15 protein-coding genes and 1 pseudogene are annotated in these 18,517 nt (G+C 49.6%); 5 read left to right on the top strand and 11 right to left on the bottom strand.

The window, feature by feature from the left end; genetic code table 11:
- Positions 1 to 360: 360 nt before the first annotated feature.
- The 5 genes and pseudogenes from L1N82_RS06660 to L1N82_RS06640 form a co-directional block, all read right to left on the bottom strand.
- Entirely contained in the window at positions 361 to 840 is a 480-nt protein-coding gene (locus L1N82_RS06660; RefSeq protein WP_235286583.1) for a GAF domain-containing protein, read from the bottom strand.
- A gap of 41 nt (positions 841 to 881) precedes the next feature.
- Positions 882 to 2,288, bottom strand: coding sequence for an MDR family MFS transporter (locus tag L1N82_RS06655; RefSeq protein WP_235286582.1), 1,407 nt, complete (start codon positions 2,286 to 2,288; stop codon positions 882 to 884).
- Between the two features lie 127 nt (positions 2,289 to 2,415).
- Positions 2,416 to 3,282, bottom strand: a complete 867-nt coding sequence (gene sigJ, locus L1N82_RS06650) for an RNA polymerase sigma factor SigJ (protein WP_235286581.1) — start codon at positions 3,280 to 3,282, stop codon at positions 2,416 to 2,418.
- Between the two features lie 31 nt (positions 3,283 to 3,313).
- Complete coding sequence (locus tag L1N82_RS06645) at positions 3,314 to 4,501, bottom strand: NAD(P)/FAD-dependent oxidoreductase (protein ID WP_235286580.1); 1,188 nt, start codon at positions 4,499 to 4,501, stop codon at positions 3,314 to 3,316.
- Positions 4,502 to 4,873: 372 nt separating this feature from the next.
- Positions 4,874 to 5,462, bottom strand: a pseudogene (locus L1N82_RS06640) (carbon-nitrogen hydrolase family protein).
- 314 nt (positions 5,463 to 5,776) lie between these two features.
- On the opposite strand from L1N82_RS06640, the gene L1N82_RS06635 reads away from it, so the two are divergent.
- Positions 5,777 to 6,613, top strand: coding sequence for a MerR family transcriptional regulator (locus tag L1N82_RS06635; protein ID WP_235286579.1), 837 nt, complete (start codon positions 5,777 to 5,779; stop codon positions 6,611 to 6,613).
- A gap of 96 nt (positions 6,614 to 6,709) precedes the next feature.
- A complete protein-coding gene (locus L1N82_RS06630) occupies positions 6,710 to 7,669 on the top strand; it encodes a serine hydrolase domain-containing protein (RefSeq protein ID WP_268821865.1) in 960 nt (319 codons plus the stop codon).
- A 238-nt stretch (positions 7,670 to 7,907) separates the two neighbouring features.
- On the opposite strand, the gene L1N82_RS06625 is transcribed toward L1N82_RS06630, so the two are convergent.
- The 5 genes from L1N82_RS06625 to L1N82_RS06605 form a co-directional block, all read right to left on the bottom strand.
- Positions 7,908 to 8,225, bottom strand: coding sequence for a DUF2306 domain-containing protein (locus tag L1N82_RS06625; RefSeq protein ID WP_235286578.1), 318 nt, complete (start codon positions 8,223 to 8,225; stop codon positions 7,908 to 7,910).
- A gap of 61 nt (positions 8,226 to 8,286) precedes the next feature.
- A complete protein-coding gene (locus L1N82_RS06620) occupies positions 8,287 to 9,087 on the bottom strand; it encodes an ABC transporter ATP-binding protein (RefSeq protein ID WP_235286577.1) in 801 nt (266 codons plus the stop codon).
- The gene (locus L1N82_RS06615) at positions 9,084 to 10,034 is read right to left on the bottom strand and encodes a FecCD family ABC transporter permease (RefSeq protein WP_235286576.1); all 951 of its coding nucleotides are present in this window, start codon (positions 10,032 to 10,034) and stop codon (positions 9,084 to 9,086) included. Before L1N82_RS06615 ends, L1N82_RS06620 begins: the two co-directional genes overlap by 4 nt.
- 55 nt (positions 10,035 to 10,089) lie before the next feature.
- Positions 10,090 to 11,022, bottom strand: a complete 933-nt coding sequence (locus L1N82_RS06610) for an ABC transporter substrate-binding protein (protein WP_235286575.1) — start codon at positions 11,020 to 11,022, stop codon at positions 10,090 to 10,092.
- 317 nt (positions 11,023 to 11,339) lie between these two features.
- A complete protein-coding gene (locus L1N82_RS06605; RefSeq protein ID WP_235286574.1) occupies positions 11,340 to 13,985 on the bottom strand; it encodes an adenosylcobalamin-dependent ribonucleoside-diphosphate reductase in 2,646 nt (881 codons plus the stop codon).
- 301 nt (positions 13,986 to 14,286) lie between these two features.
- Here L1N82_RS06605 and L1N82_RS06600 point away from each other — a divergent pair, with 301 nt between their 5' ends.
- From L1N82_RS06600 to L1N82_RS06590, 3 genes are all read left to right on the top strand, one after another.
- Positions 14,287 to 16,092, top strand: a complete 1,806-nt coding sequence (locus L1N82_RS06600; protein WP_407946706.1) for a DEAD/DEAH box helicase — start codon at positions 14,287 to 14,289, stop codon at positions 16,090 to 16,092.
- Positions 16,089 to 17,033, top strand: a complete 945-nt coding sequence (locus L1N82_RS06595; RefSeq protein WP_235286573.1) for a YqhG family protein — start codon at positions 16,089 to 16,091, stop codon at positions 17,031 to 17,033. The genes L1N82_RS06600 and L1N82_RS06595 overlap by 4 nt, the downstream gene beginning before the upstream one ends.
- A gap of 153 nt (positions 17,034 to 17,186) precedes the next feature.
- Positions 17,187 to 18,074, top strand: coding sequence for a hypothetical protein (locus L1N82_RS06590; protein ID WP_235286572.1), 888 nt, complete (start codon positions 17,187 to 17,189; stop codon positions 18,072 to 18,074).
- 2 nt (positions 18,075 to 18,076) lie between these two features.
- Here the strand turns inward: L1N82_RS06590 and L1N82_RS06585 are convergent, their stop codons facing one another.
- Complete coding sequence (locus L1N82_RS06585; protein ID WP_235286571.1) at positions 18,077 to 18,343, bottom strand: YqzE family protein; 267 nt, start codon at positions 18,341 to 18,343, stop codon at positions 18,077 to 18,079.
- Positions 18,344 to 18,517 lie beyond the last annotated feature (174 nt).

Genomic DNA, 18,517 nt, shown 5'->3' with positions numbered 1-18,517 from the left:
GGGCAGTTCGCTCGTTGTTCAGTTTTCAAAGAACAATTACTTCGACTTACTCGTTCCCGCCGTATCTCTCGGCCGGAATTAGAATATATCATACTTTTCTAACACCTTGCAAGTGTTTTTTTAACTTTTTTTCAAAGCTCTTTTTTAACACATTGCAACGAGCAGATAATCAGCTCATAGCCCGTCCAAAATTACTTTGTTTTTTGGGGCCGAGATATAGAATAACAATTTTCAAATCTAATTTCAAGAGGAAATTTATATACTGAATCATTTTTTTAAAATCCAACCAATTAATTAAAAGAGGCCCCGCTTCACTTTAATCACGATAGGCCTCTTTCTATTTAATTCTCTCCAGTTGTCTTACAAATAACGGACAAGCATCTGTACAAACTGCTCTAGGTATAATTGGTCCTGTTCATCGAAACGGTTTTTAAGAGGACTGTCGATATCCAGAACCCCAATCAGATTACCATCCTTTATTATCGGAACTACTATCTCGGATTGTGATGCTGCATCACAAGCAATATGTCCCGGGAACAGATGCACATCCGGAACCAGCTCGGTTTTCTGATTTTTTGCAGCTGTCCCGCAAACCCCTCTGCCTAGCGGAATTCGCACGCAAGCCGGAAGCCCCTGGAACGGCCCGAGCACAAGCTCGTCCTCTTCCAGCAAGTAAAAACCTACCCAGTTCACATTATCCAGGTACTGATTAAGCAGTGCTGATGCGTTCGATAAATTAGCAATCCGGTTGGATTCCCCTTCAAGCAGGGCCTGCAGTTGGCTTATTACCAGCGGATAGTCCTTTTCCTTGCTTCCTGTATATAGTTGTGTGTTAAACAATATCCTCTACCCCTTCACTAGTCCATTTCAGATTATTGACCTTACTGCCCTCTCTGCTGATAATACTCCTTATGGCGCTTTGGAATCCACAGAGTGACTAGAAAACTTACCACGCCGATTCCTGCGGAAATGGCAAACACAGCATGAAGGCCAGCCGCCAGCGATTCACCATTATGCCCCCCGTCTGTAGCCACGTACATATTCATAACCGCTCCTAGGATGGCTACCCCGATTGTTTGTCCCAATGTTCTAAGCAGGGTATTCGAGGACCCTGCCACACCTCGCATGTTAACAGCAACAGAAGATTGAATTACTAGCGTGTAGACCGTCCATGCGGTCCCGAAGCCCAATCCGATTACCGAAATAATGAGCACCAGCAGCCATGCGGGCGTAGTAGTCGTAATGGTTGTCAAAGCCAGCGAGCCGCCCGCAATGAACGACGCCCCCAATATCGCGACTCCCTTAGTACCCAGTTTTGCTATCAAAGGTCCACACATCATTGCTCCGAGCGGCCAACCGACGCATAGCGGGATCAGCGTTAAACCGGATGCCGTAGCTCCCATTTGTAATACGTTTTGTGTCCACAGCGGAAGATAGGCTGTTAATCCAATAAGGATGGAACTGGTCAAGAAGCTGGCCGTATTGGCGACAGCTACATCTCGAATCCCAAACAACCGGAGCGGCATCATCGGCTCCTCGTGTTTGAACTGAATGATGAAGAATAGGCCCAGGAATACGATAGCAATCGCAAACAAGCTTACAAGCAGCTCCTCGCTTACCGCAATGCCTTCCCCCTCCTCCTGACTGAACGATAGTAATGCGTACAGAAGAGCCGTCATTCCCACGGTAAAAGTAAGCGCTCCGCCATAGTCGATCTTTCGTTTTCGCTTCTCCAGCGTCTCCTTAAAATGCCGGCCGATCATCCACATCGAAATGAGTCCAAAGGGTATGTTAATGAAGAAAACCCAGTGCCAGGTCAGGTAGTCAACGAAAAAGCCGCCCACCAGCGGACCAAATATTCCGGCTATTCCCCACATCGAGCTCACTAGCCCTTGCACCCTGGCGCGCTGCTCAAAATTAAAAGCATCCGCAATAATAGTGAAGGTTACCGGATTAATGGCTCCTGCCCCTATTCCCTGTACCGCCCGGAACACGATCAGTACGCCCATTGAATTAGCGAAGCCGCACATCAGGGAGCCAACAAGAAAGATGATGACCCCTGTTATGTATATGTTCCTTCTTCCGACCAAATCGGCCAGCTTGCCCCAGATCGGTGTTGATACAGCAGTCGTAAGAAGATATGCCGCAAACACCCAGCTCATATGCTCCAGGCCGCCGAGACTGGCAGCAATCTGGGGCATAGCCGTGCTGATTATGGTTACTTCAATCGCAGCCAGAAAAGTGGAAATCAACAGCGCCACTGTGATTTTACGTTGGACGGCGTCCATAACTCATCCCCTTTATCCATTAACATGCAACTCCATTACTATATGATTTCTGTTCAAAAGTATCAAGACGAGCCCCGTTAAATTGGCATACAAAATAAACACCGGCCATCTGGCCAGTGTCACAGGATCAAGTATTATTTAGCGTGAGCCGTTTTAATTTATCCGGATTTCGAACAAAATAAATATTATGGATTACATCCTCATTCCGATGAAGCAATACCGCAGCAATGATTAAACCTTCTGAGCGGACAATGACACCGGTCTGCTGATTCATTGGTGCCAGTTCATAGGCCACATGTCCGAATGAGCTGTTCTTTCTCAGCAAGCCAAAGAGGAAACCCGACACACGCTCCTTCGTACGAACAGGATGAGCGGCCGCACTCACTTTCCCTCCTCCGTCCGATACGAGCGTTGCGTCCTTCGCAAGCATTCCCAGCACCACCTCTACCTTTCCCTTTTCGAGGGCGCCCAGAAATCCGCGGACCCAGTTGTCGTCGGCCTTCTTTGGAGTTATAACCTCATGATCCGAATACCCCATTTTGGCTTTCGCACGGCTCATCAGCTTCCGGCAGCCTGCTTCCTTGCGATCCGTAATCTCGGCAATTTCACTATACTCATATTGGAGAGCCTCCCTCAGGACGAAAACAGCCCGTTCGGCAGGAGACAGCCGTTCCAGCAGTACCAATAAAGCATACGACAGCAGATCGGTACGGATTACACCCGAAATAGCATCATCATCAGGCGTTAAAAGGGGATCAGGCAGCCAAGGGCCGATATACTCACGGCGGCGCCTGGCCGATTTCAGCTGATCCAAGCAATAGTTCGTCACCATTTTGCATAGATAGGCTTTTGGCTCTCCAACAGCTGCTCCATCAAGTTTACTATACTTTATAAACACTTCCTGAACGGCATCCTCGGCATCCTCAATTGACCCTGTTAATTGATAGGCAATCGTAAACAGCAGCCGCCTATACTTGATATACAGCTCATTCATCGCTATACAGCCCCTTCTTACACCAGCAGACTTACTTCTTAATTAGACTGGCTATATCCCAAGTCAATTTACGGACCTTCCATCCAATTCTTCCACCAATGATGATATCGATACCCCACTTACGTGTCCATACCAGGCCTTTGCCCGGTCCGAGGCCGAAGCAGTAGAAGTCCATATAAGAACGGTGAGACGGAACGGGCTTACCGCGGTCATCTGCTCGCATTACACCACCTAGTCTTGCAGCTTGAGCAGACGCTTCCTTGCAGGTCTTGGAATCCGAACGGCCGCTTCTTGGATCTGTGATACATGCACAGTCTCCTATACAGTATACATTTTTCATTCCCTTCACCCGATACGAGCCATCTACCATTACCTCGCCGCTAGCTGTGAGCGGAAGTTTAAGCTGAGCAAGCATGGGATTCGGGATCAGTCCAAGTGTCCATACGCACAGACCAGCTTCCACAGAGCTTCCATTCGACAAAAGCAGCTGTCCATTCTTCGCTTGAAGCACTTTTGCTCTGTGATGTACTTGTACACCGCATCTGCCAAGCAGCCGTTCAAGCTTGTTCCCTACCTTCTCCGGCCCTTCCATAAACAGCCTGTCATGAGCATTAAATAGATGAACAGACACCTGCTCAGGCGAAATGCCTTGCTTGGAAGCCTCACGTTTCATAGCATGGACCAGTTCTGCCGACGTTTCAATACCGCTAATGCCTGCTCCTGCAACAGCTGCCGTCAACAGCACCCGCCGCTGTACGGAGTCGGATACCAGCACAGCCTGCCTCATATTGCTGCGCCACTGTTCTCTGATGCGTATGGCTGCCACTTCATCGCTTAAGGCCAGACCGCCCTGTTCATCACCCTGCCTTTTTACTATGCTGCCAACAGCGACGACTAGATTATCATACAATAGACTCGCACGATTCCCTTGTTCATTCAGGTATTGCAGCTTGTGCGATAATGGGTCGATATCCATCACTTCACCATGCACGAATTCAATATGGCCAGGGAGAATATCGCATAGCTGAACAGCAATGGATTCATCACCTGCTGCAGCCTTGAATAACAGCACCTTGCGCAGGTGACAGCCCCTCTTATCGATCATAACGATCCGCATTCTGCCTCTAACCAGATCTGTATGGAACGCTTTGGCAATCGATTTAGCCGCGTGAATGCCCGCATAGCCGGCTCCAATAATTACACAGGTTCTAATGCTCATCGATGACAACCCCTCTCCAGTATTAAATAGATGACGAGAAGTGCAGCCGGTTTGTGACATATAAGGTTTCAATACATGATCTTCAATAACAGACAGTACAGATATGTCTCGCACAAAAAAGCCTGCTGGCAGCAATTATTTCCCCGGCAGGCTCGGTTAAACATTAGTTGGACATATTCTGTGCTTTCTCTTTGGGTCTCTTTGGGTCTCGTAAAAAATTTGATCTAGAGGCAATTCCCACCCATCTTGCGCATCCACCCCTGCTCTTACTAGTCCATCCTGACCGTGACAACTTCATTGGCAACAGGCTTAATTCAAAGGAGTCGGCTAGCATGTGTTCGGATTCCCGGGCTTCCCGCAGCTTGGCAGGCTTCAGTCGGCAATAACAACTTCCTGGTCACTTTCCGATGCTTCAGCTACCAGCTGACCAAAAGGATCCCAAACGGCGCTGCCGCCGCACGCTTCCCACACTCCTGTTTTGCCCGCATGATTGGCCATGACAGTATTAATTGTATTGTCAAGCGCTCTGGCCGGGAACCATATGCGAGACTCCAGGTAACCAACCCCTTTACTGAAGAGGGAGCTGACCAGGTAGACATGACATCCCGCTTGAGCCAGGATCCGAGAATGCTCTGGGAATCCCGCATCATAGCATATACCTGGCCCAATATTCCAGTCTTTGATCATCAAGATGTTCCGTATATTATCACTCGATGACAATAGATGAGATATAAAGGCTGCCGTCTAGCTGGGTGGGAGTTCCGATAATCGCACATATCTTATGCTGCTTACAAACGCTGCGGATCGGCTCAAGCCTAGGATCGTTCGGAACTACGGCATACCTCTCAGGATCCGAGATAATGATTTCCGGTACATAGCCGGTTAGAAATTTCTCCGGAAAGACGATGATATCAGCCTTCCGCTGTATCGCATATTCAATCATGGGAATCGAGCGCTCCACGTTCGCCCCAATATCACCAGAAAGCGAGACCGTCTGGGCCACAGCTACCCGTAGAGAGTGCTTGGGATAACAATCAACGTCAAATTGTTCCACAATATGTCCTCCTCATTAGAACTAAGCCCTGAAGTCAATTAGCGCGAGAGAATGGTTGCACCAAACCTTTTTCTAAAATTACACTATTTATCTATAATATATGTTAATCATCTGCTCGAATAGGGATTTTTAAGATGAATATATGATCCAATAACCCTTGACTTTCCCCTAAGGGTAAGGCGGATAGTAAGACAGAACACAAAACCTTGGGAGGTGGCCACTTGCTGTCAATCGGGGAATTCTCGAAGCTCTGCGAAGTATCGACAAAAACGCTCCGGTATTATGATGACATCGAGCTCATTACCCCTAATGAAATTAACCCGGAGAATGGTTACAGGTACTATTCCATCAAGCAGTTAAAGAAGATGCTCTTTATCAATCGTTTGAAGTCCTATCATTTTTCGCTTGAGGAAATCAAAGCCATCTTGAATGCGGAAGAAGATCAATCGGAGGATCAGCTTGTTTTAGCTCTAAATTGTAAAAGAAGAGAGATTCAGAGGAAGGCATCGGAGCTTGAGTACACGCTGCAGCGGTTGAGTGAAGATATTTTAACGTTAGAGAAAGGTCTGCACATCATGTCATATCTCAATCATATAGACGTACAGCTTGTCGAAACTTCGCCTAAGACTCTTCTCTATTCGCGTCAGGTGCTGGGCAGCGATGACTATGCCGCCGGCTACGGATCGTACTTCTGCAGACTTTACGAGAAGATAGCGTCCGAACCCCTCACTCAGCTTGGTACGCCTATAACGATCTATCACAGTACGGAATACAATCCTGCCGGCAATGATATAGAGTTTGCCGTCCCCGTCCAAGAGGCTGTGAAGGGAACAAGAGATCTGCCAGGGGGGCTCTGCGCAAAATCGGTATGGAAGGGTTCCTATTCCGGGTTGACGTCGGTCTATGCGAAGCTAAAAGAATGGTCAGTCAAGGAAGGGTATATTTTGGCGGATTCGCCCTATGAAATCTACGTAACCGATCCTGACCAAGCCACTGCTGCTGATGATATCGTGACTGAGGTGTATTATCCGGTGCGGAAAAAGAGCAGCAGAATCTGAACATTCTTAACTATTTGGGAGGTATAGGAATTGAGCATAAAGAGAGATTACTCGCCAGCGGCTAAGTGGCAGGCCGCGAATCCTGCAGATTTGGGAATGGACGCCGCAAGGCTTACTGGGCTTGATTCCCTTATAAAGTCCGAGTTCAGCAATATAAACGGTGTCGCAGTTGTGAGACACGGATACATCGCTTATGAAAGCTATTATAATGGCCGTGACCCGGAAGAACCGCTTCATATCGCATCTGTAACTAAAAGCATTCTGTCAGCGCTTATCGGAATTGCGATAGATACCGGTTATATAGAGAGCACAAACCAGAAGGTACTGGATTTCTTTCCTGAATATGTTCCGGGTGCCGCTGATCAGCAACAGAACATCACCATACGCCATCTACTTACAATGAGCGCCCCCTATCCGTTTGATGACTGGCAGGAACCGCTGGACAAGATGTGCATGCAGATAGATTGGGTCAAGTATATTCTCGATCTACTAGGCCATGGGGGGAAGATTGGTGCATTCAAGTATTCCACCGCAAGTACACACCTGCTGTCCGCCATCCTCACCCGAAGCACCGGACTAAGTGCTCGTGAGTTTGCCAACGAGCAACTGTTCAAGCCGATCGGCATGAAGGAAATTCCGGACTATGGGATGGAGTCATTCGGATTTGACGATTTGTTCGGACATAAAGTAAAGGGCTGGGTAGAAGATCCTAACCGCATCTCTACCGGAGGATGGGGACTTACCTTAACCGCAAGGGATATGGCGCGGTTTGGTCTGCTGTATCTGAACCGGGGCAGATGGGATAATAAGCAGGTTATCTCAGGGACATGGATTGACGAATCCACCGCCATGACCCCCTATAGCTATGGCTATCTATGGTGGCTGCGTGAGGACGACGGAATCTATACATACTCCGCACTCGGCGACGGCGGCAATGTCCTGTGCTGCATCCCGGACCGAGACCTGGCCATAGCTATAACATCGGACTTCATCTTGAATCCTTGTGACAGGTGGCCGCTGATTAAGGAGCATATCATTCCAGCTGTAATGGCTTGATGCACTCTTGCTAAAAAAGCTGCCAGGACTTCGGCGTATAAACACCGGAGTCTTGGCAGCTCTGATTTGCCGTCCTTCTGATTACGCTCATTCTCCTGCTTTGAATGCAGGTTTAAGGTACAGAAAGAATCATAAAAAAGCCTTCTTTCTAGTTGCCATTTCTGCTATAACCAGATTAATCGGCCAACAACTCCATACAGCAATGGTATACGAGACACCGTAGGGCAAGCTCAAAGCATTATGCGTTATTGCAACGATAATATATATGGTCATGTTTGCAAAGGGAAAGAAGGAAACTTCGAGTCATCCAGATACTGTGCAGTTGGATGTTCTTCTTTTTAATATAATATACGCCCAGTATTGTAGATAGCAGCCACAGCGTATTTAAGATCAGAAAACCGACCGTGCTTAATAATCCGCCGCTGGCAAAAAACGAAACGAATATGCCCGGGATGAAATTTATCACGATAGAGTATAAATAAATCCCCCCGTTCCAACGGTGTAAAGCAAGCGATTTTGTCCGAAGACGCTTATTGAGGCCAATGGGTCCGGTCAATAGTGCAATTAGCGCGAGTAATATATGAATCCTTTCATTTTTCTCTTCTCCTCTTTATTGGTTATCCCATTAAACGACGCTTATCCAAGAGTAACTTCATAGACTTAATAAACAGTGACCCGTCAACATCCAGCTTTTCTACACATGCCTCAACGTGAAACACCTCGCGCAGCATCTCCTCATTGACGACTTCGCACGGTGCTCCGTGTGAATAAATGGAGCCGTTTTTCATGACTGTTATTCGGTCTGAATACGACAATGCATGGTTAAGATCATGCAGAACCATAACGATCGTCATTTTTTGTACACGGTTAAGATGACGGGCAAGCTCCAGGATCTCGAGTTGATGACAGAGGTCCAAATAAGTTGTCGGCTCGTCGAGCAGCAATAATTTCGGCTGCTGGGCTATAGCCATCGCAATACGTGCCCGCTGACGCTCGCCGCCCGACAGTTCCTGTACGTTTCGGTTTGCAAGCGAAGCCATTCCCGTTAATTCCAATGCATTCTGTACCACTTTTATGTCTTCATCATCCAGCTTCTGCATCCAGCCCTTATGAGGAAAACGTCCATAGGACACCAAGTCGTGAACACGGATATCTATGGATCGTTCCTGTACCTGCGAGAGGATAGCGAGATGCCTTGCAAATGATTTTGTTCCCCAATCTTTCACCTCTTTGCCGTCCACGTACACTGCTCCGCTTTCTCCCTTCAACTGACGGGACAACGTCTTCAGTAGTGTGCTTTTCCCGCATCCGTTAGGACCGAGTATGCTATGGACAAGCCCTTGCTCAAATAGGACGTTTATTTGATCCAGCACGGCATGGCCTCGATACTTTACCGTCAATTGTTCGGTCCTAATCATTCATGCATCCCCCTCTTTCTCAACAGATACAGAAAGAAGGGAGCACCCAGAGCACCCATTATGATGCCTACGGGCAGTTCCACAGGCGGAAAAATGATCCGTGCAAGAGTATCAAATATTGTTAGTACGGCGATTCCAAGCAAAGCCGCTGCGGGGAGCAGGATCCGGTAATCACTTCCGACCAAGAGACGCGCTGCATGGGGAACTATCATTCCGACAAAACCCAGCAATCCGACCACACTGACTGCGCTTGCTGAAAGCAGCGCCGCCGCAGCTGTCACCCATAATCTTGTTCGCTCAACATGCAGACCAAGGCCTTTTGCATCCGCATCTCCCAGCATTAGAATGTTCATTCTCTGTGCGGAGAGAAGAGCAAACAGCGTTCCCGCAATTGTATATGGAAGAACGAGCTGCAAATGCGGCCAGCTTTTCGCTGATAGCCCCCCTACAAGGAAGAGCAGCGCACCATCAACCCGATCACTGTAAAACGTAAGCAGTGCCGATATCCCAGATCCGAAGAAAGCGGAAACGGCTACCCCTGCCAAAATAATTCGCCCTGGACGAACCCCGTTCTGCCAAGCGAGGGCATAAATTAAAACCGCAGATCCGAGCGCCCCTAGAAAAGCTGCTGGCGTCATCAGGTAGCCGTACGCCGGGAACAGCACCAAGACCGCAATGCCGAACAGCCCGGCTCCCGAAGAAACACCGATAATATGAGGATCGGCCATTGCGTTGCGCATGATGCCCTGAAGTAAGGCGCCGGCCAATGACAGATTGACCCCTACCAAAGCTGCAACCAGCGTACGAGGAAAACGGATGTTCCAAATAATATCCCGAACCGAGCCATCTTGTTGCCCTGTAAATACGTCAACAATCTCGATTATTCCGACCTGAACGGCACCGCTGACCAGACTGAACACAATCCCTGCCATCGCAAGACATGCCAAGATTATAAATACAGCAACACGCCAGGATACGGTCTTCCGAAATTCGACCACCGCCTTACTTGCCGTATACATCGGGATACACCAACTTGGCCAGATATTCGATTGGACGGTCGATATTAAGACCAGGATTATTGACGAAGTCTGATGGCAAGAAATACATGGTGCCTTCTTTCACGGCTCGAAGCGATGCCCAAGCTGGGCTGCTTTCAAGATCCTCTTGCAGCTTCCGCTGGCCGTACTCTTGTGTTCCGTGTACTTCTATAAATAAGAAGTCAGGGTCGGCTTCGACCAGTTTTTCCAGACTGTATGGAACCGAGCCGGGCATCTCACCTGACTCCATACTTTCGGCCACATTGATCAATCTTAATTTGTCCGCAATATCCAACGTCAAGGTCCCGCTCTTCTGCAGTGATATTCCCATCGGCATTATCGTAACGGCAGCAAAGGTAGTTGAACGAGCCGGAAGCTTGCTCAGTATCGACTGTATACGTGCCTCAGTCTCCTTCAGCGCCATATCAGCTTCGGTGCCTTTGCCGAGGAGTTGTCCGAACAATTTCCCATAGTTCTGAACGGCTTCATAGCTGCTGATGCTCAGCAATGCCAGAGGAACATTGCTGGTCTCGTGCGAATCCTTCAAATTCTCATGAAAGAACGGATGCCCGATCACAAGATCCGGTCTAAGACTGATGAGTTTTTCCAGGCTCACTTGGTTAATTTGTCCAACATTCACTGATGCTTTCGCTGCTTCAGGCACTGGAATTCCCGGTGCACTGGCGAACCCGGACACAGTACCTCCCAGTTGGTAAAATAATCTGAGAGCCTCCGGATTCAGAATAACCACACGTTCAGGTTTACTGGTTACAATAACCTCACGGCCTGTATCATCTATCAAGGACAGATAAGGCTGTGTTACCAATGGTTGTGACTCAGTAGTCGAACTGCAGCCAGTAAAAACAAAAATTAACAGGAGGCTAAACAGTTTGATCAAATACGTAACTTTCACTTGATCCCCTTCTTTCTCATCATAATAGGCATTGCCTAACTGGCAACCTGACCTGTATCATCCTTGATTGTTACTCAACCATTTTTACTCATATGGATAAATCTTACATGACTCGATAGAGCTAAATAATTGAATAATGTGAGAACAAGAACAACCAGATCTTCTGTCGCTCCCCTATATAAAAAAAAGAAGCGAACCACCAGAGCTTACATCTGGTGGTTCGCTTCCTTCACAACAACGCCGATTGTTCAGCTTATTTAATTATCACAAAGGCATGTGTGATTTAGCTTTTACTACATATCTTAAGAACACCTGCTGTAGCCGCAGTTGCTGCAGGTCTTGCAGCCTTCCACGTTAATCAGCGATGCCGATCCGCATGAGGGGCAGAGGTCACGCGATGTGCTCACCGAAGATCCATGATCCGCTGAAGCAGGGATGACATAAGAGGATGCCTGCTCCTCCACTTCATCTGGCATCTCAATGGTCGCCGCAATTGGTGCTGTCTCCGCATGCGGGCTTACAGGGTCTCCGTTCGTTTCGCCAATGTGCTGCTCCAGCGACTTGGCCACCGCGTCCGCAATCGACTCGACACGGTTGGCGCCAAAGCCGATTGCCCCCGTACCGCCAATGCCCTTGAGATGCTTGATCAGCAGGTTTACCTTGTTGCCATGGTCACCATAACGCAGGAACAGCGAGCAAACCCGGCCAAGTGCTTCTGCCATAGCAAAGACATCAGAGCCAGCCTTTCCTACGTTCAGGAAAATTTCCCCTGGGGTACCGTCAATATCGTTAATGGTAATATAAGCCATGCCAAATGGCGTATTAATCTTGTAGGTTGCACCGCGCAGCACGGTCGGGCGGCGCTTGTACTGCTTGTCGAATACCTGTTCATCCCGCTTCGATACACCCGCGTTCAGCGCAGTGTTCAGCTCGCTGACGGAAGCTCCATTCGGACGCTCCTCTGCCTTGTCCTGTGCAGCTGATCCGGTTTGGGCAGGTGTGTCCGTCTTTTCCTCATTACTCTTGGTCGATAATACCTGAACGTCACGGCTGCCGTCACGGTAGATGGTCACACCCTTACAGCCTAAATCGAAGGCCAGCTCATACAGGCGCTTGGTCTCTTCAACCGTGAAATCAGACGGACAGTTAGCCGTTTTGGAGATCGAGCTGTCCACCCATTTTTGAATAGCTGCCTGCGCACGGATATGATCCTCCGCCGACAGGTCCATCGCAGTCACGAAGAAGTCGGGAAGCTCCTCACCCGGGTGTGCATCCTTCCATTCCTGGGCGATTGGCACCAGCTGCTTGTCATAACCGAGACGGCTTTGACGATAGTATTCAAAAGCAAAGTATGGCTCGATACCTGTTGAGGTGCCTACCATAGTTCCTGTACTGCCTGTAGGCGCCTGGGTCAGGACGGTAACATTGCGCATGCCTCGGGTTGTCACCGCTTCAGCAACCTCGGGATAGGTCTCGGCCATCTGCTTCATGAAGCCGCTCTGCAAAAACTTCTCGGCAACAAACTCTGGGAAGGAGCCCTTCTCTGCCGCAATCTCAGTGGAAGCCAGATATGATTCACGTGCCATAAAGCCGTAGAGCTTATCAAGAAATTCAAGTGATTCCGGACTGCCGTACCGGATGTTTAGCTTAATCATTAGCTCGGCAAGTCCCATGGAGCCCAGACCGACGCGGCGTTCCCGCTTTTGGTTCCGTTCATTCTCTTCAAAGTGGTAAGGCGTCTTGTCAATTACGTTGTCTAGGAAACGCACCGACCAGCGGGTTACCTTCGACAGCTCTTCCCAATCCACGTCATGGTTGGCTTCATCATAGAAGCGGGAGAGATTCAGTGCCGAAAGGTTACAGACGCCCCATGCCGGCAGGCCCTGCTCTCCGCAAGGGTTCGTACAAATAATAGGGTTGAAATACCAGCTGTTCGACATCTGGTTGTAGTATTCCATGAATACAACGCCCGGCTCGGCTGACTTCCAGGCAGATTCGATAATCGTATGCCAAATGTCGCGAGCTTGAACGGTTTTATAATGTACAACCCGTTTGCCGAGCGATCTCCATTTTGCCAAATCGCCATCCCACAGCTCGTCATAATCCGGATCCTTCGTATCCGGGAACACAAGCTCCCACTCCAGGTCCTCCTTCACAGCGCGCATGAAATCGTTGCTGACACATACAGACAGGTTGGCGTTGGTAACTTGTCCCATGGTCTGCTTCACGGTAATGAAATCCATGACATCGGGATGCCAATCATTAATCATCAGCATGAGCGCGCCTCTGCGGCTGCCTCCCTGCTCAATCAAGCCGGTCGTGTAGCTGAACAACCCGCCCCAGGATACCGCACCGCTGGATGAGCCGTTGACCCCAGCTACAATTGCCCGCCGCGGACGCAGGGATGACAGGTTGATGCCAACTCCGCCGCCCCGGGCCATAATTTCGGTCATTTCCGATAATGTCTCCATTATACCGCCGCGGCTATCCTTCGGTGACGGAATCACATAGCAGTTAAACAGGGTGAGTTCCTCGCTTGTACCCGCCCCTGCCGCGATCCGTCCGCCTGGAACCAGCTTCCAATCCTCCAATATATAACGGAACCGTTCCGCCCAAAGCTCCTGCTTTTCCTTTGTATCCTCAACTGACGACATAGCCTCCGCTAGACGGCTCCACATCTCGTCAGGTGTCTTCTCAATCGTTAAGGTCAGCTTCTCGACATCTGACTCCACAATCTGGCCGGTTCTTGTACGGACTTTGACGATATTCCCGCTGCGTTCTATAACTTCTCCGACTTCCTTCGCAGGGAATTTTGGGTCGTCCTTCGTCAGAACGAGCACGACGTCTCCGACCTTTGTCTGCGATGAATCGGCATTTTTCCAGGCATAACGGTCCAGAAAAATTTTCTCGCTTAAGCCTTCCAAGCGGTTCACTTTCGTTGTCTCCACCACTCTAACGCCTCCAGTACAAGCGATAATTTCGCACCAATAAACAAATGAAGCCTAATGCTATCATATGTAAATTAAACACCATATATTGTGTGCAAACATCATTGTACTACACAATATATTGTTATACCAATATGAAAATTATGAATTAACTTTGTCCGTCCCCTTGTATGCGGCACCATGCTTGCCCTCCCGGCATTTTTCATAAAACTCACTCTTTCTTATGAAGATGGCGCGAGAGGGTCATACTAATGGTAACCGACAATTAACGATCCCACTTTATGTTAGGAAAGGAGCTGCTATGCAGAGGCCATTGAACAGCACTGAGCAGCCGGGCACCGAGACCACCGGCAAAAAGCTCCATCCGAACGCTTCATTATATATGGATCGCTCTTGGCATGAAGAACTGAATGATCGCATCCAGCGTAACGGTCCTTGGGATGACTGGTCGATATTTCAGCTTGCGGTGGAAGCTTCACAGGCGACACTTGTGACAAGCTTCGAGGAGCTGCAGTGCCTGCGTGTCCTGCCAGCTTTTGAACCTATGGAGCATCAGGTTGGAACGGCACGCAAGGTTCTGCATGAAATGGGAGGAAGAGCTATCCTGGCTGATGAGGTCGGACTCGGCAAGACGATCGAAGCCGGACTTGTCCTGAAGGAATATATGGTACGGGGGCTGGTTCGCAAAGCGCTCATTCTTGTTCCAGCTTCGCTGGTGCTTCAATGGGTGAGAGAGCTGAATTCCAAATTCGGCATATCGGCAGTCGCCCAGAAGAAGGAGCACACATGGCAGTATGATGTGGTTGTCGCCTCGATGGATACAGCCAAGCGTGACCCTCACCGCTCCATTCTGCTTGATCAGGATTATGACATGCTGATTATCGATGAAGCTCATAAGCTGAAGAACCGGAAGACGACCAACTACCAGTTCGTCGGCAAGCTGCGCAAAAAATACTGCCTGCTGCTGACCGCTACCCCGGTCCAAAACAATATGGACGAGCTTTATAATTTGATTACACTGCTTAAGCCCGGCCAGTTGGGCGGCCAAAGTGATTTTTCGGCCAACTATGTCGTTGACAAGCGAATACCAAAGAATGAGGATCGGCTGCAGGAAGCACTATCTCAGGTCATGATCCGCAACCGGCGGGGTGACGGCGGCATCCATTTTACGAAGCGGATTGTCAAAAATATTATCGTTGAGCTATCAGAGGAGGAACAGGAGCTCTATCATGCTGTAACCGCATTCGTCAAGGAACGCTATGATGAGAGCGGCGGCGATATGACCAGCATGCTGTCTCTGGTTACGCTGCAGCGTGAGGTCTGCAGCAGCCGGGACGCCGTCTTCATTACTCTTGTCAACATGTTCAAGAAGATGCCGGAAGAGTCGCCCATGCGCGCCAAGGTATGGGAGCTTGTCGAAGTAATCCGGAAGATTAAGGCGAATTCCAAAGCCGAAAAAGCTCTCGAACTCATTCGCAGTATTGATGACAAGGTGATACTCTTCACCGAATATCGTGCGACCCAGGAGCACCTGCTTCAATTCTTCAAAAGTCACGATCTGACCGCTGTCCCTTACAGGGGCGGCATGAACCGCGGCAAGAAGGACTGGATGATGGATTTGTTCAAGGGCCGGGCACAGGTGCTCATTGCCACGGAGGCTGGCGGCGAAGGCATCAATCTGCAGTTCTGCCACCACATGATTAACTTTGATCTGCCCTGGAATCCGATGCGAGTCGAGCAGCGGATAGGCCGTGTACACCGTCTCGGGCAGAAGAATGATGTGAAAATATACAATCTCTGTACCAAAGGCACCATCGAGGAGCATATCGTTTCGCTGCTGCATGAGAAAATCAACTTGTTTGAGCTCGTCATCGGGGAGCTGGATCACATTCTGGAACGGTTCGAGAAGGAGGAACTGCCACTAGAGCAACGGCTGGCCAAGCTGATGCTGGAATCCTCCGGAGAGGCAGAGCTGCAAAGCGAGCTGGAAACGCTCGGCAGCTCGTTAAACCGGCTGCGTTCCGAAGCGGGCAGCAGTCCCGAGCACGGCGCTCCGCTTAGTGCACTGCTTGATAATCTGGGGGATAGCGTGGAGGTGCGGCCTTGAATAACCGACAAATTCACAAATTCGTAGAGCGTTATCTGGAAGCGACAGGCTGCGGTATTCTGGAAAAGTCCCCGTCCCACTTTATGGTCAAGCTCTCGCCAGCCGCTGACCGTGAACTGACCGGCCGTCCTTACTACTGGAGCTTTGTGGACCGGACCGGCGCGGAGCCGGAAACGATGTCCTTCTTATTTGTCACCGACCGGGACAAATATGATGCAGCCGAAGCTAAGGCTGCTGAAAAAGAACATTCGTTCGTCTCCGCTCCGCCCGGCGGAGTTGAAGCTGCCCTAGGCCGTTCCTTCGGCCATATCCACGGGTCTCTTAATGCAGTCCGAATGCCGCGTGAGGATTTATACTTTGGTTCCCGGCGGCTGGATCAGCTGTTTCAAGCTGTTAGGAGCGGCGGACAATTCGTATGCCTGTTTCAGGAACCCGAATCCCGCAAGCCTCATCCGCTGGAATCTGTGCCTTACACCCCATGGCTTGGCGTTAACATAAGGGTTGGCTTTGAATGCGACCGCAAGCGGGAAGAGCTGCACTCGTACGGCATCTCCCTTGCGACAGGCGTTTGTGTTGAACAGTTCTATGACCGTCTGCTCAAATTAAAGATGACGCCCCGGCTGCCTGCCAATATACACATTGCAAGAAGCAGCCTTACAATTACCAAAGCCGCCGGTATGATCGAGCAGCAGCTGGAGCGCAAGCTCAAGAGCTATGATTACAGCTGGGCAGAAGAGGCGGCGGCGCGGCTTGACGATGAGCTGGAGCGAATCCAACTCTATTATGAGCCACTAATAGCAGGCGCAGAAGATGAAGAACAGCATGCAGCCATAACGGCACAGTATGCTAACCGCCAGGACGAAATTCGCTGGCAGCTCTCACCCAGGGTGACGGCTTCCGCTATAAACTGCGGTATCTTTCATCTCGCGGGGATTGATTAGCGGAAACGGACGTGATTCGCAGCTGTCCGGCAAAATAAGAAGCGGGCAAGAAAAAACCGCGCGACAGGTTGCAACAGCCTTCCGCCGGCTTGTCCGCTACAATGACTGTACGGAAGTCGATACTTATTCCATTACAAAGGAGAAGATTCTATTTTGCGCATCGTATCTGCATGGCTGTTGATTACCGCACTGCTCTTTTCATGTTCTGCGGACGCTTACGCCAGACAAGCCGTAAAGCCTGCTTCAACCGGCGAGCTGAACATACAGATCGATACATGGCTGAAAGGACTCAGCGCTGAGCCAGGTTTCAAGGAGCTGCTAACAGCCAAACGGGATATTATGCCGATCGGTCCCGGTACCCATGGCTGGGTTGTCCACTTTAAACACGGCAGCAAAACAGCCGGCTATCTGATTGTACATGCTCTGCCGGACGGTCAAGGATATCACCTGACAGAGTATGGGCTTGGTGAACATCCGTTATTCGCCATGACCACCCTGCGAGACGGTCTTGCCCGCATGGGATTCACAACAGCAGACAACACCAAAAAGCCCCTCCTTACGGAGAGGCTGTATATTAATCCATTATTAGCTGTATGGCATATACATACAGCTGAAGGCTCCTCACTGTACTTGGATGCTTACACGGCCGAGGAGCTCCCCGTTGGAGATCAAGAGTGGTCCAGCACAGTAAAGGCTCCCGAAGCTGACCTCATGATGACCGGCATTACCAGCCTGGCTTCCACCCCCAAGCTCAATAAATCGGTCCGCGTGAAGGCCTTTGATCTGTATGCCCGCCTCCCATGGTTAACCGGCAAGCCGGTTCAACTGAAGAACAGCAATATGCTGGCAGGTAAGCTGGCGAGGAATGAGGAGCTGCGGCTTACATCCGAGTGGTTTGACGGCTCTTGGCTTGCTGTTGCTCAATTGAACGGTCTGCATCTCTGGAGCGGGGGAATCGCTTATGTTCAAATTGAGCAGGAACAAGGCACCCGTTATTTTCTCTACGATGAAGTCAAGCGGCATGCTTCCGTTTACGATTAGCCTTAGCTCGTGCTCCGGCCATGATTGTTCTCTTCTGTCTGCCCAAGGTCAGCCGGCATCCGGGTGCCCGGCCGCAGTTTTGTCTTCATAGACCGATACCATAGCAGAACACTATAGGGCGCCCATCCGAACCATTTGACAAGCCATGGCTCTTTCCGTTTCCTGGCATCTAACCGGATCCGCCGCCTTTCCTCCGAAGGGGTATCAATGTACCTGACCAAACGGGCAGTTACATATTTAACATATTCGGCCCCATCCTTCATTTTCATCTCTGCACTCCATTCCTGGTTAGCTTCAGGTCCGTTCTCTGCTGGTAAGTCTATTATTCCCGGCAACTGGACCATTTAAACTCTCCAAGCATGTATGTTCATGGTTACATTGCACATTCTAAGAACAGCTTCAAAAGCATGCTAACCATTCTACGATAAGCGGAGTTGAACTTT

This window comes from Paenibacillus tarimensis (genome assembly GCF_021532315.1).
Taxonomy (GTDB): Bacteria; Bacillota; Bacilli; order Paenibacillales; family Paenibacillaceae; genus Paenibacillus_I; species Paenibacillus_I tarimensis.
Note: the sequence above shows the minus strand (reverse complement) of the source record. Positions and strands in the feature narration are given on the sequence as shown.

Excerpts from the sequence above, each read along its gene's own strand:
- L1N82_RS06645 (WP_235286580.1), bottom strand. The coding sequence starts at position 4,501 with ATGAGCATTAGAACCTGTGTAATTATTGGAGCCGGCTATGCGGGCATT.
- L1N82_RS06600 (WP_407946706.1), top strand. The coding sequence starts at position 14,287 with ATGCAGAGGCCATTGAACAGCACTGAGCAGCCGGGCACCGAGACCACC.
- L1N82_RS06585 (WP_235286571.1), bottom strand. The coding sequence starts at position 18,343 with ATGAAAATGAAGGATGGGGCCGAATATGTTAAATATGTAACTGCCCGT.
- L1N82_RS06655 (WP_235286582.1), bottom strand. The coding sequence starts at position 2,288 with ATGGACGCCGTCCAACGTAAAATCACAGTGGCGCTGTTGATTTCCACT.
- L1N82_RS06620 (WP_235286577.1), bottom strand. The coding sequence starts at position 9,087 with ATGATTAGGACCGAACAATTGACGGTAAAGTATCGAGGCCATGCCGTG.
- L1N82_RS06630 (WP_268821865.1), top strand. The coding sequence starts at position 6,710 with ATGGACGCCGCAAGGCTTACTGGGCTTGATTCCCTTATAAAGTCCGAG.
- sigJ (WP_235286581.1), bottom strand. The coding sequence starts at position 3,282 with ATGAATGAGCTGTATATCAAGTATAGGCGGCTGCTGTTTACGATTGCC.